Annotated in this window: 11 protein-coding genes; 6 read left to right on the forward strand and 5 right to left on the reverse strand. The window is 65.7% G+C overall.

Annotated elements, in window-relative coordinates; genetic code table 11:
• Positions 1–11: 11 nt before the first annotated feature.
• Both RXV95_RS01805 and RXV95_RS01810 read right to left on the reverse strand, forming a co-directional pair.
• The gene (locus RXV95_RS01805) at positions 12–311 is read right to left on the reverse strand and encodes a S4 domain-containing protein (protein ID WP_338467317.1); all 300 of its coding nucleotides are present in this window, start codon (positions 309–311) and stop codon (positions 12–14) included.
• An 11-nt stretch (positions 312–322) separates the two neighbouring features.
• The gene (locus RXV95_RS01810) at positions 323–2,896 is read right to left on the reverse strand and encodes a helicase-related protein (protein ID WP_338468612.1); all 2,574 of its coding nucleotides are present in this window, start codon (positions 2,894–2,896) and stop codon (positions 323–325) included.
• Between the two features lie 201 nt (positions 2,897–3,097).
• Between RXV95_RS01810 and RXV95_RS01815 the strand changes: the two genes are divergently transcribed.
• From RXV95_RS01815 to RXV95_RS01835, 5 genes are all read left to right on the forward strand, one after another.
• On the forward strand, positions 3,098–4,696 hold the full coding sequence (locus RXV95_RS01815; protein ID WP_338467318.1) for a M23 family metallopeptidase: 1,599 nt from the start codon (positions 3,098–3,100) through the stop codon (positions 4,694–4,696).
• A gap of 105 nt (positions 4,697–4,801) precedes the next feature.
• Positions 4,802–5,797: a porphobilinogen synthase gene (gene hemB, locus RXV95_RS01820; RefSeq protein WP_338467319.1), complete on the forward strand. Its 996-nt coding sequence runs from the start codon at positions 4,802–4,804 to the stop codon at positions 5,795–5,797.
• A complete protein-coding gene (locus RXV95_RS01825) occupies positions 5,790–6,344 on the forward strand; it encodes a GNAT family N-acetyltransferase (protein WP_338467320.1) in 555 nt (184 codons plus the stop codon). The genes hemB and RXV95_RS01825 overlap by 8 nt, the downstream gene beginning before the upstream one ends.
• Positions 6,341–6,916 (forward strand): gamma carbonic anhydrase family protein, encoded by a 576-nt coding sequence (locus RXV95_RS01830; RefSeq protein ID WP_338467321.1) that lies wholly within the window; start codon positions 6,341–6,343, stop codon positions 6,914–6,916. The genes RXV95_RS01825 and RXV95_RS01830 overlap by 4 nt, the downstream gene beginning before the upstream one ends.
• Positions 6,897–7,184, forward strand: a complete 288-nt coding sequence (locus tag RXV95_RS01835) for a DUF167 domain-containing protein (protein ID WP_338467322.1) — start codon at positions 6,897–6,899, stop codon at positions 7,182–7,184. The genes RXV95_RS01830 and RXV95_RS01835 overlap by 20 nt, the downstream gene beginning before the upstream one ends.
• Before the next feature lie 20 nt (positions 7,185–7,204).
• Here the strand turns inward: RXV95_RS01835 and RXV95_RS01840 are convergent, their stop codons facing one another.
• Positions 7,205–8,473, reverse strand: a complete 1,269-nt coding sequence (locus RXV95_RS01840) for a SulP family inorganic anion transporter (protein ID WP_338467323.1) — start codon at positions 8,471–8,473, stop codon at positions 7,205–7,207.
• A 69-nt stretch (positions 8,474–8,542) separates the two neighbouring features.
• A complete protein-coding gene (locus RXV95_RS01845) occupies positions 8,543–8,983 on the reverse strand; it encodes a group II truncated hemoglobin (RefSeq protein WP_338467324.1) in 441 nt (146 codons plus the stop codon).
• Positions 8,984–9,254: 271 nt separating this feature from the next.
• Here RXV95_RS01845 and RXV95_RS01850 point away from each other — a divergent pair, with 271 nt between their 5' ends.
• Positions 9,255–9,845, forward strand: coding sequence for an EF-hand domain-containing protein (locus RXV95_RS01850; RefSeq protein ID WP_338467325.1), 591 nt, complete (start codon positions 9,255–9,257; stop codon positions 9,843–9,845).
• Between the two features lie 71 nt (positions 9,846–9,916).
• Here the strand turns inward: RXV95_RS01850 and clpA are convergent, their stop codons facing one another.
• A complete protein-coding gene (gene clpA / locus RXV95_RS01855) occupies positions 9,917–12,316 on the reverse strand; it encodes an ATP-dependent Clp protease ATP-binding subunit ClpA (RefSeq protein WP_338467326.1) in 2,400 nt (799 codons plus the stop codon).
• Between the last annotated feature and the right edge of the window lie 170 nt (positions 12,317–12,486).

Here is a 12,486-nt window from a genome sequence, read left to right on the forward strand (position 1 = left end):
TCCCTCAGGAATTACTCGAATCGAAGGGCAGCTAGAGGCGAAGCGGGCGACGCGTCAAGCGTCTCGTCGAGCCGTTCGTAGCAACTGCGCGCTTCAAGCGACGGTCCGCGCCGCCCCGGAAGCGCAAGAACGCGCACGATCGCGATGCTTTCCCCCAGCGGCATGGTCAGCACGTCACCTTCGTGAACGCCCTGCGAACACCGCTCTATCCGGCGGCCGTTGACGCGCATGTGTCCGGCTTCCGCCCATTTCCGGGCGATACTGCGGCTTTTCGCGAAGCGGAGAAAATAGAGCAATTTATCGATCCGCATCGCAGGGGCCATCAGCGCACCAGCTCCAGTAGTTCGGCGAAGGGGTTGCCCGGTGAAACCGTACCGCGCGCCCTGGGATGGTGCGAACGGGCCGGGCGGCGCGGACGCGCGGGCCGCCAGTGCCACAGGGGCGGGGCGGGGGCGCCGTGCTCGCTATCGTCAAGGCGGCGCGGCATGATCACCCGGAAACCGGCGTCGCGCAGAAGCGCAGCATGGCTTGCCCCGGCAAGGCCCATCGACCGGGCGAGCGCGGGTTTCAGCCTGAAACGCCGCGCCCCGCTGCCGTCCCCGCTGCCGTCATTGCCCGCACGCGCATCGTGCGCTTCGCGCAGCAGGCGTTCGGCCAGGTCGACGCGGATCGCCTGCTTGCCGCAGCGGCGATAGCCTGGCCCTGCATTGGCGGCGGGCAGCACGGCAGGCATCGCTGACGACGGATGCGGGATGCGCGCGCCGCCAATGGTCGCCAGCGTATGCCATGCCGCGATTGCCGCAGGCTTCAGCGTTGCCGGAGCAAAGATATCGAGCGCCCCCACCGTGACGCCAAGCCGGCGCAAAAGGTGGCGCTGGCGCTTGTCGAGCCGTTCGATCCCCGAATCCGCGCGCGCCAGCACGCCGCCGCGTTCGACAAGGTGCAGCAGGAGCGCACGAATCTCCGGCCCGGCATCGGCGTCGCGGCTGGCGGCGTCCAGTTTGCGCAGGGCGTGCAGCGGGCGCGCAAAACGACGCGCCAGCCAGCTTTCCAGCGCCATGGTCACATGATCGACGCTGGCGCCGTCCAGCCGGTCGAGCGACGGATCGAGCCGCAGGCGCGGGTCGAGCAGGTCGCGCCCGGCTTCCAGCCTTGCCACCGGCGCGCCGTTCCAGCGGATTTCGCCGGCTTCCAGTTCGATTTCCGCTTCGTCGCCGTTTGCCGCGGCAACCAGCGCGCCCGCGCGCTTTGCCAGCAGGCCCGACAGGTGCTTTTCCGCCGCTGCCAGCAACAGCTTGTGATCGCCGTGCCGTGCGCGCGGATCGACCACGAAGCGGAAGCCTTCCAGCCGGCCGATGGTCTCGTCATCCACCATGACGTCGTTCGTGTCGGACAGCGAAACCGGCAGCAGCCCGGCATCGGGGCCGAGCTTCTTCATCAGCAGTGCGGTGCGCCGGTTCACGAACCGTTCGGTCAGCCGCGCGTGGAGCGCGTCGGAAAGCCGCGCTTCCACCGCGCGGGCGCGCGCCGCCATCTCTTCCTTCGCCAGCACCCAGTCGGGCCGCTGCGCGATATAGGCCCAGCTGCGGATCGCGGAGATGCGACCCTGCAGCGTGTCTATATCGCCCGAAGGGTTGTCCAGCTGGGCGATCGCCTGGGCGACATAGTCTGCCCCCAGGTATCCGCCGCGCAAGTCCTGCCACAGCCGCGCGACGAAGCGTGAATGGGTTTCGGCCCCGTGCTGGCGGAAATCGGGCAGCGAACAGACGGCCCAGAAGCGTTCGACCAGCCGCTCCCCCCGCACCGTTCCGGCAATGGCCGGGTCTTCGGAAAGGCGGCGCAGCACGGCCAGGTCTATCGCTTCGGGCGCGGGGGCGAGTTCCGGTTCCGGCGGCGGGCTTTCAAGCCCCGAAAGAAGCGTGTCGATGCTCGTGAAGTCGAGATCGGATTCGCGCCAGAACAGCTTGGTCAGCGGCGGAAAGCGATGCTCCTCGATCGCGAAGACCTCTTCGGGCGCGAATTCCGCGGTGCGGCCACCCATTCCGGCAAGCGTAGAAAAGGTGCCGTCGCGCTGGTGCCGCCCGGCGCGTCCGGCGATCTGGGCCATTTCGGTAACGGTCAGCCGCCGCTGGCGCTTTCCGTCGAACTTGGAAAGACCGGCAAAGGCAACGTGGCCGATATCGAGGTTCAGCCCCATGCCGATGGCATCGGTGGCGACAAGGTAATCGACCTCGCCCGCCTGGTACATCGCGACCTGCTTGTTGCGCGTTTCGGGGCTGAGCGCGCCCATCACCACCGCGGAACCGCCGCGAAAGCGCCGCAGCATTTCCGCGATCGCATAGACCTGCTCGGCCGAGAAGGCGACGATCGCGCTGCGCGGCGGCACGCGGCTGAGCTTTTTGGGTTCGACGTGGCTTAGCGTTGAAAAGCGCGGGCGGCTTATCACCTCAACGCCGGGCACCAGCGCCTTGACCACCGGTTCTATCACCGATGACCCCAGCAGCATCGTCTCTTCGCGGCCGCGCGTGTGCAGCAGGCGATCCGTGAAAATGTGCCCGCGTTCGGGGTCGGCGGAAAGCTGAGCTTCGTCCAGCGCGATGAAGGCGAGGTCGGGATTGCGCGGCATGGCCTCCGCCGTGCAGAGCATCCAGCGCGCGCCGGGTGGCTCAATCCGTTCCTCGCCGGTGATCAGCGCAACCTGGTGTTCGCCCTTGATCGCGCAGACCCGGTCGTAAACCTCGCGTGCCAGCAGGCGCAGCGGAAATCCGATGGCGCCGGACGAATGGGCGATCATCCGTTCTATCGCCAGGTGCGTCTTGCCGGTGTTGGTCGGGCCAAGCACCGCCTTGACCGCGCTGTCGCGGCCCTTTGCTGGAACCCGCGCGGGCGAGAGCATGGCCATGAGGGAAATGTGGCACTCCGCCCGCGCCTTCGCAAGGACGCGCCATCGCATTTCCACCGCGCGCGCGGCGATTGCGGGGCTGGTTTTCACCCGGAATTAACCTTACCGGTGCAGGGCAGGGGCGCACACCAGCATGGTGCCCGCCCGTCATGCAGTCACGCGGCGGGCGTGCCGGAAGGGACGGAAACGAGGGGCGTGTTCACACCGCGCGAACAACTTGCAGGCTTTCCCGTCGACGACGGGCCTTTTGCCGTGCAGGATTCCGGCCTCACGTTCCGGCAGCGCATCAAGGCGATGCCCTCCGCCGCACCGGAAGACCCGGCAGAGCCCGAATCGAACCCGCGTCCGGCCTGGTTCGATCGTATTGCCGCGCGAATCCCCGGTTTCGATGCCGCACGGTCACGGTCGGGCGAATTCGACTGGGCGCCCGATCTTGCGGAAAATATCGGCAGTGCGCGCTGGTTTCGCGGGCTGGCAACCTTTGCCGGGCTGACGATGGTCGCGCTGGCGATGTGGCCCGATTTCTCCCCGGTAGAGGCCGCTCCGATGGTGCGCATGGACCTTCCTGCAAGCCGTGAAATGCGCTCTGTCGGTGTGCAGCCGCTTGCGCTCGGCGGGTTGAGCGGCCGCCACTGGGATGCCAACGCGATGGCCGTCCCGCTGGCCAGCGCGCCCGAACGGCCCAGCGTGAACCTTGTCGCGACGCTTGGCGCTGGCGACAGTTTCGACAAGATGCTGCAGCGCGCGGGCGTTGGCGGGTTCGATGCGGGGCGCATTTCCGCGCTTGTCGAAAAGACGGTGCCAGTATCGTCGCTGCGCCCCGGTACGCGCTTTTCCATCACGCTTGGCAGCCGCGCCGATCCGGCGACGCCGCGCCCGCTTGAGGCGCTTTCATTCCGCGCGCGCTTCGATCTCGACCTGTCGTTGACGCGGCAGGGCGAGGGCTTCGCGCTGGCGCGCAAGACCATCCCCGTCGATGCCACGCCGCTGCGCATTCGCGGCATCGTGGGATCAAGCCTGTTCCGTTCGGCCCGCGCCGCCGGTGCGCCCGCCAGCGCGGTGCAGGAATACCTGCAAACGCTGGACCAGCACGGCCAGCTGGACGAGATGGCCCCGTCCGACGAATTCGACATGGTGATCGGCTACAAGCGCGCGGCGGGCGGCGCGGTGCAGGTGGGCGACCTGCTCTATGCCGGGCTGGAGCGTGACGGAAAGCCGCGCACCGAACTGGTTCGCTTTGGCGCGGCGGGCAATTTCTACGACGCGCTGGACGACGGTAACGGTGCGGGCACGGCGCAAAGCTATTCGCTGGGTATGCCGGTGGCCAACGGGCACGAAACCTCTCCCTTCGGGATGCGGCGGCACCCGATCCTGGGCTATGTGCGAATGCATGACGGCATTGACTATGGCGCGCCGATGGGATCGCCGATCTATGCGGTGGCCGATGGCGTGGTGTCCTTTGCCGGGCGGCGCGGCGGTTATGGCAATTTCGTGAAGCTGGACAACGGCGGCGGGATCGCCACCGGGTATGGCCACATGAGCCGCATCGCCGTGTCCGGCGGCCAGCCCGTGCGGCGCGGTCAGGTGATCGGCTATGTCGGTTCCACCGGGCTTTCCACCGGCCCGCACCTCCACTTCGAGGTGCGCCGAAACGGCCGCCCGATCGACCCGGCATCGGTGAATTTCGTGGTAAGTCAACCGGCGGTGCCCGATGCCAAACTGCCCGAGATCCGTTCGCGCCTGAAAGAGCTTCTGGCTGTCCAGCCCGGCGCGGCGCTGACCGCGGTCAACTGACGCCAACCGGCGGCCCGCTCCCGCCAATTACATCTCCGTCAATTACATCCCGGTCAAAGCGCGCAATTGCCCGGACGGGCCGAACCGCTTAAGAACGCGGCCATCATGACCGCCGCCTATCCCCACACCCGCCTGCGCCGCACCCGCGCCAGCGCGTGGAGCCGCACCATGCACCGCGAAACGGTGCTGGCCCCCGCCAACCTGATCTGGCCGCTTTTCGTTACCGAAGGCGCCGGCGTGGAAGAGCCTGTCGGTTCGCTTCCCGGCGTTTCGCGCTGGTCGGTGGACCTCATCGTGAAGCGCGCGAAGGAAGCGGTTTCGCTTGGCATCCCGTGCCTTGCGCTGTTTCCCAACACCCCGCGCGACTTGCGCAGCGACAACGGGCTGGAAGCGATGAACCCGGACAACCTGATGTGCCGCGCCACGCGCGCCATCAAGGATGCCTGCGGCGAGGATATCGGCGTGCTGACCGACGTTGCGCTCGACCCCTATACCAGCCACGGGCAGGACGGGTTGATCGACGGCGGCGGCTATGTGCTGAACGACGACACGGTGGAAGTGCTGATCGGGCAGAGCCTGAACCAGGCGAACGCCGGGGCCGACGTCATTGCGCCGTCGGACATGATGGATGGGCGCATCGGCCTGATCCGCCAGGCGCTGGAAGCCGAAGGGCACCACAACGTCCAGATCATGAGCTATGCCGCCAAGTATGCGTCCGCATTCTATGGCCCGTTCCGCGACGCGGTAGGATCGCGCGGGCTGCTGAAGGGCGACAAGAAAACCTACCAGATGGACCCGGCCAATACCGAGGAGGCGCTGCGCGAAGTGGCGATGGACCTGTCCGAAGGCGCGGACAGCGTGATGGTGAAGCCGGGCCTGCCCTATCTCGACATCGTGCGCCGCGTGAAGGAACGGTTTGAGGTTCCCGTTTTCGCCTATCAGGTGAGCGGCGAATACGCGATGATAGAGGCCGCCGCCGCCGCGGGGGCTGGGGACCGCGATGCGCTGGTGCTTGAAACGCTGCTCGCCTTCCGCCGTGCCGGGTGTTCCGGTGTGCTGACGTATCATGCCGCCCACGCCGCACGCCTGCTGAATGGCTGAATTCCGTCTCGAGACGGACCGCCTTGCGCTGCGCTCGTGGCGCGGGGATGACGTGACGGCGTTTCACGGCATCTGCGCGGACCCCAAGGTCATGGCAACGCTTGGCCCGGTGATGAGCCGTGCCGAAACCGAAGCGCTGATCGGGCGGGTGCAAGCGATGGAGGCCGAACACGGCCATACCTTCTGGGCGATGGAGCGGCTGGAAGACGCGCGGCTGATCGGCTGGTGCGGGGCGATCCGCGGCAATGCCGGTCCGGTTGACGGCAAGGCGGAGATCGGCTGGCGGCTCGCTTCGGACTGCTGGGGCAAGGGCTATGCCGGCGAAGCCGCGCGTGCGAGTGTTCGCTGGGCTTTCGCGCACTTGCCGGACGATGCGATCTTCGCGATCACCAACGTCAACAACACGCGCAGCCGGGCGGTGATGGAACGGCTGGGGATGCGTTACAGGCCGGACCTCGATTTCGGCCACCCGCGCATCGATCCCGCCGATCCGCTTTACCCGCACGTGACCTATCGCCTTGGCCGCGAGGAATGGAGAGAGCCATGAACCGTCCCGATGTCACCATCATGCCGATCCACGGCAAGCACCCGCGCATCCACGAAAGCGCCTTTATCGCGCCGGGGTGCCGGATCATCGGCGACGTGGAGATCGGGCCGGACGTATCCATCTGGTACAACTGCGTGTTGCGCGCCGATGTAAGCCGCATCGTGATCGGCGCGCGCAGCAACGTGCAGGACGGCACGGTGATCCATTGCGACGGCCCGCAGCCGGGTGCACCCGACGGGTTTCCCACGATCATCGGTGAATCGGTGCTGATCGGGCACATGGCGATGGTCCACGGCTGCACGCTGGAAGACCGCGCTTTCGTCGGCCTGGGCGCGGTGGTGATGAACGGGGCGGCGATCGAAAGCGATGCGATGCTGGCGGCCGGCGCCATGCTGACACCGGGCAAGCGCGTTGAATCGCGTCAGCTTTGGGGCGGCCGTCCCGCGGCCTTCATGCGCGAACTGGACGACAAGGCCATCGAAGGGATGCAACTGGGCGTCACCCATTATGTCCACAACGGCAAGGCGCACGCCCACGCGCTGGAACAGGCCTTTGGCAAAGCCGAAGCCTGACCTGCCAGACGCGGCGGCGGTTCGCGCGCTTGTCGATGGCGAGGGGCGGCTATCGGTTCGCGTGACGCCGGGCGCGAAAGTGGAAAGCGTCGCGCTCGACAGCGGGCGCCTTGCTGTCAAGGTGCGGGCCAAGCCGGAAGACGGCAAGGCCAATGCGGCGGTGATCCGCCTTCTCGCCGCGGCGCTTGGCGAAGCGCCAAGCCGGATCGAATTGTTGCGCGGCGCAACTTCGCGTGAAAAGCAGTTCCGGATTCCGGATCGGGGCTGATCCCGGAGCGGAAAGGCGCTTTAACCGTTCCGTTCGTGGTCCGACCAGTGTTCCGGCCCGGTCCGGCTGGCGCGAAGCCGCAGGGCCAGCCCCAGCGCAACGCCCACCCCGATCGCCGTGGTCAGGTCGACCGCGACGGTCAGCACCAGCGTCAGCACCAGCAGAAGGCGGTCCGTAATCGGCGCGCGCATGTATTCGCGCCACTTGTGCGGCTCGCTCATGTTCCACGATACCATCATCAGCACCGCCGCGAGCGCGGGCATCGCCATGTATCCGGCCAGCGGGGCGGCCACGATCATCACCAGCAGGATCGTCACCGCATGGGCAAGGCCGGCAACCGGTGTGCGTCCGCCCGCGCGCACATTGGTGGCGGTGCGCGCGATGGCGCCGGTCGCGGGCATGCCGCCGAACAGCGCGGAGGCCATGTTGGCCCAGCCTTGCGCCAGCACTTCCGCGTTGGAACGGTGCTTGCCCTCTATCAGCCTGTCGGCAACCATCGCGGACAGCAGCGATTCTATTGCTGCAAGGAACGCGATGACGAAGGCTGACGGGAGCAGGTCGTCAATGCGGGCGAGCGTGATTTTCGGCACCGAAGGCATCGGCAACCCGCGCGGCAATTCGCCATAACGCGATGCGATCGTGTCGACCGGCAGGTGCAGCGCGAAGACCGCTGCGGAGACGACAGCCACCGCCACGATCATTCCCGGAAGGCGCGGAAACAGGCGGCGCAATACGATGATCAGCGCCAGTGCGCCCGCTCCGGCGCCGGCTGTCTGCCAGTCGATCGTCCCGCGCGCGGCCCACAACGCGGCCATCTTCGGCCCGAAGTCGGCGGGCAGCTTGGCAACGTCCAGCCCCAGGAAGTCTTTCAGTTGGCTCGATCCGATGATGATGGCAATGCCGATGGTGAAGCCGTTGACCACGGGTTCGGGCACATAGGCGATCAGGCTTCCGGCGCGCAGCAGCCCGCCCACGATAAGGATCGCGCCCGCCATCAGTGTTGCCAGAACCAGCCCGTCGTATCCGTGCTGCGCGACCACGCCATAGACCACGACGATGAACGCGCCGGTCGGCCCGCCGATCTGGACGCGGCTGCCGCCGAGAAGCGAAATGAAGAACCCGCCGATGATCGCGGTAATCAGCCCATTGGCCGGATTCGCGCCCGACGCGATGGCAATGGCAATGCTGAGCGGAATGGCGACCATCGCAACGGTCACGCCCGCCAGAACATCGGCGCGCAGCTGGGGAAGGCTGTAGTCCTCCAGCGTGGTCAGCAATTTGGGCTTCATGAACGCCCGCTAATGGGTAGTCGGTCCGATCCGCAAGGAATTTCTGGCGCGGACTGTACTTTCGCTGCTTCAGGAATTGTCGGGGTCGCGCCCCATGCCCATCGCCATGCGAAACAGCACGTCGCTCATCGAGTCGGCAATCTGGGTATCGGGCGTTTCCGTTTCCCGGATAGCGCGCTGCATGCAGGTTGCCCACTGCGCGGCCAGGTTGCGGCTGATCGCGAACGGGGCGTGCAGGCTCATCATGCACTTGCCCGGATTGGCATCGAACCAGTCGCGCGGGCCGCCCGACCAGCCAGCCAGGAACGATGCAAGCGCATCGCGCATATGCGTCAGGTCTTCGGAATGGATCGCCCGCAGGTCCGCATACTCGGGTTCGCTCTCCATCAGGTCATAGAACCGGTCCGTGATTTTGCGCAGGGCATCGTGCCCGCCGATGCGTTCGAACGGTGTGGCGGGAACGGTATTGTTGGCCAGCGTGTCGCGCTGGCGATCGGTGGTGGTTGGCAAGGATTTGCTCCAGTGGACGCAGGACTACGATTTTCGCGGTTAGGGCGCGAATGTGCAACCTGCCTTGATCGGCATCAAATCGCATTGTTTTCATGCGGGTTCTTGTCGCATCCGCGCAAAGGTGCTGGCCATCGCCCTCTGTCCGCGCCACGGCGGGGCTGACAGTTGCATGAATTGCAGGAAATGCAGTTGCAAACTGCGCGCAAAGCCGTTGCGCCGCCGCCGAAAGGCGCTAGGGTGCGCGCCGAACCCCGCACCCATGAGGAGAGATATGCGCAAGGCGATCCGGATCGGCCGCTATGGACTGTTGATCGCTGGCGCTGTTGCGGTGCTTTCGGGGTGCAGCGACAAGGAAACCGGGCCTGACGATACCGATACGTCGGCCGCGGCGCCCATCGTGGCAACACCGCTGCCCGCGATCACGTCCGACCCGGAAGCGGCCAAGCCGCTGACCAGCTTCGAAGGCAAGGACGCCAACCACGATGGCGCGATCAGCCAGGCCGAATACGCCAAGGCCGCGCAAAGCATCTTCCAGATGATGGACGCGGACCAGAACGGCACCGTCACCGTGCAGGAAATGGACGCGGCCCGCACCGCGCTGGGTATCGGCGATGCGGCGCTGTCTTCGGAAAAGCTGATCCAGCAGGCCGATAGCGACGGTGACGGAAAGCTAACGCTGGGCGAATGGATGGCCAACGCCAACGCCCAGTTCGACAAGATGGACACCAATCAGGACGGTTCCATCGACAGACAGGAATGGGATGCCGCGCACCAGCCGTCCACGCCGTCCGACAATGCTTTGAACGAAGCCGTTCCTGGCGCGACCGCCTCAACCGGCAGCAAGCCGGCAAAATCCAAGTAAGTATCTGTAATTAAAAGAAAACCCGCCGAACCACTTGGTCCGGCGGGTTGCTTTATCTGTGCTTGCCAGCGTCAATCCGCGTCGTCGGCGCTTGCTTCCGGCGCGGGGCTGGCCGGTCGCTGCTTCTTCGGTGCGGCCTTCTTCTTCGCGGCAGGCTTTTTCTTGCCGACGATCTTGGGCGGAGCCGGGGTCAGCTCGAACGAAAGCGCGCCATCGGTGGCATCGCCGTCCTTCACGCTGACGTGCACCTCGCCGCCATTCGCCAGCTTGCCGAACAGCAGTTCTTCGGCCAGGGGTTGCTTGACCTTCTCCTGGATCAGGCGGGCCATCGGCCGCGCGCCATAGAGCCGGTCGTAACCGCGTTTGCCCAGCCAGTTCCTGGCGTCGCTGTCGAACTGGATGTGAACGTTCTGTTCCGCCAGCTGCAGTTCCAGCTGGAGGATGAACTTGTCCACCACGCGGCTGACCACCTCGTTGCCGAGATAGGCGAAGGGCACGATCGCATCCAGACGGTTGCGGAATTCGGGGCTGAACATCCGCTTCACCGCTTCGTCGCCCGCGTCGGCCTTTGACACGTCGCCAAAGCCGATGCCCTGCTTCGCCATGTCGGACGCGCCCGCGTTGGTGGTCATCACCAGCACCACGTTGCGGAAATCCACGGTCTTGCCGTGGTGATCGGTCAACCGGCCGTTGTCCATCACTTGCAGCAGGATGTTGAACAGATCGGGATGCGCTTTCTCGATCTCGTCCAGAAGCAACACGCAATGGGGCTGCTGGTCGATCGCGTCGGTCAGCAGACCGCCCTGGTCGAACCCGACATAGCCCGGAGGCGCGCCGATCAGGCGGCTGACCGAATGGCGCTCCATGTATTCGGACATGTCGAAGCGCACCAGCGGAATGCCCATGATGCTGGCAAGCTGGCGGCTGACTTCGGTCTTGCCGACGCCGGTGGGGCCGGAAAACAGGAACGAACCGATCGGCTTGTCCGGATCGCGCAGTCCGGCGCGCGACAGCTTCATCGCGGTGGACAGCACTTCGATGGCCTTATCCTGCCCGAAAACGACGTGCTTCAGGTCGCGGCCCAGGTGTTCCAGCACCTTCTTGTCGTCGCTCGAAACCGACTTGGGCGGGATGCGCGCCATCGTTGCGATGACCTTTTCGATCTCGCGCGCGGTGATCGTCTTCTTGCGGCGGCTGGGCGGCAGTAACATCTGCATCGCGCCGACCTCGTCGATCACGTCGATTGCCTTGTCGGGCAGCTTGCGATCGTTGATGTAACGGCTCGACAGTTCGACCGCGGTCTTGATCGCGTCTGGTGTGTAGCGGACCTTGTGGTGTTCCTCGAACGCGGACCGCAGGCCCTTCAGGATCTTGATGGTATCTTCCACCGAAGGTTCGTTCACGTCGATCTTCTGGAACCGGCGCAGCAGCGCGCGGTCCTTTTCGAAGTGGTTGCGGAACTCCTTGTAGGTGGTCGAACCGATGCAACGGATCGCGCCGCTGGAAAGCGCGGGCTTCAGCAGGTTGGACGCATCCATCGCGCCGCCGCTGGTGGCGCCGGCGCCGATCACGGTGTGAATTTCGTCGATGAACAGGATCGCGTGCGGCATCTTTTCAAGTTCCGACACGACCTGTTTCAGCCGTTCCTCGAAATCGCCGCGATAGCGGGTGCCCGCCAGCAGCGCGCCCATGTCGAGCGAATAGATCACCGCTTCGGAAAGCACGTCGGGCACGTCGCCTTCCACGATCTTGCGCGCCAGCCCTTCGGCGATGGCGGTCTTGCCCACGCCGGGATCGCCCACATAGAGCGGGTTGTTCTTGGAACGGCGGCACAGAATCTGGATCGTGCGGTCCACTTCCGGGCCGCGCCCGATCAGCGGGTCCACCTTGCCCGAAAGCGCCTTTTCGTTGAGGTTCACGCAGAACTGGTCAAGCGCGGAATCCTTCTTGCCCGCCTTGGCATCGGCCTTTTCTTCCTGCTGCGGCGGCGCTTCCTCGCTTCCCTTGGGGTTGCGGTTTTCAAGCTGCCGACCGCCCTTGCCGATGCCGTGGCTGATATAGCTGACGGCATCCAGGCGGCTCATGTCCTGCTGCTGGAGGAAATAGACGGCATAGCTGTCGCGTTCGGAAAACAGCGCGACCAGCACGTTCGCGCCGGTAACCGTGTCCTTGCCCGACGATTGCACGTGAAGGATCGCGCGCTGGATTACCCGCTGGAAGCCCGCGGTGGGCTGCGGATCGGCCTTTTCCGGCGTTTTCAGCGACTGGTATTCCTGGTCGAGATACTGGCGCACCACGTCGCCCAGGTCGCCCAGGTCCACGCCGCATGCCGTCATCACCTGCGCGGCGTCGGGATCTTCGATCAGCGCGAGGAGAAGGTGCTCGAGCGTCGCGTATTCGTGGCTGCGTTCCGACGCGTTGGCGAGCGCGGCGTGCAGCGTTTTCTCGAGACTCTGGGCAAAACTGGGCATCTTAGGTCTTTCCGGCTGGTGCCATTGGGCTCCTCCAGGCCCGTAGATTGCCACGAAAGTGGCTTACGGAGGATGAACGCGCCGCGGGTGCGGGCACGAAGGGGGTTAACGGATACAGCGTCGTAAAGCGTATATGGGAACGCCGCGGCTTCGCGTGAAGGGCGGCGATC

It is taken from the genome of Novosphingobium sp. ZN18A2 (assembly GCF_036784765.1).
GTDB lineage: Bacteria > Pseudomonadota > Alphaproteobacteria > Sphingomonadales > Sphingomonadaceae > Novosphingobium.

Coding starts and splice junctions, on each gene's coding strand:
- RXV95_RS01805 (WP_338467317.1), bottom strand. CDS start 311: ATGCGGATCGATAAATTGCTCTATTTTCTCCGCTTCGCGAAAAGCCGC.
- RXV95_RS01810 (WP_338468612.1), bottom strand. CDS start 2,896: ATGCTCTCGCCCGCGCGGGTTCCAGCAAAGGGCCGCGACAGCGCGGTC.
- hemB (WP_338467319.1), top strand. CDS start 4,802: ATGACCGCCGCCTATCCCCACACCCGCCTGCGCCGCACCCGCGCCAGC.
- RXV95_RS01825 (WP_338467320.1), top strand. CDS start 5,790: ATGGCTGAATTCCGTCTCGAGACGGACCGCCTTGCGCTGCGCTCGTGG.
- RXV95_RS01830 (WP_338467321.1), top strand. CDS start 6,341: ATGAACCGTCCCGATGTCACCATCATGCCGATCCACGGCAAGCACCCG.
- RXV95_RS01840 (WP_338467323.1), bottom strand. CDS start 8,473: ATGAAGCCCAAATTGCTGACCACGCTGGAGGACTACAGCCTTCCCCAG.
- RXV95_RS01850 (WP_338467325.1), top strand. CDS start 9,255: ATGCGCAAGGCGATCCGGATCGGCCGCTATGGACTGTTGATCGCTGGC.
- clpA (WP_338467326.1), bottom strand. CDS start 12,316: ATGCCCAGTTTTGCCCAGAGTCTCGAGAAAACGCTGCACGCCGCGCTC.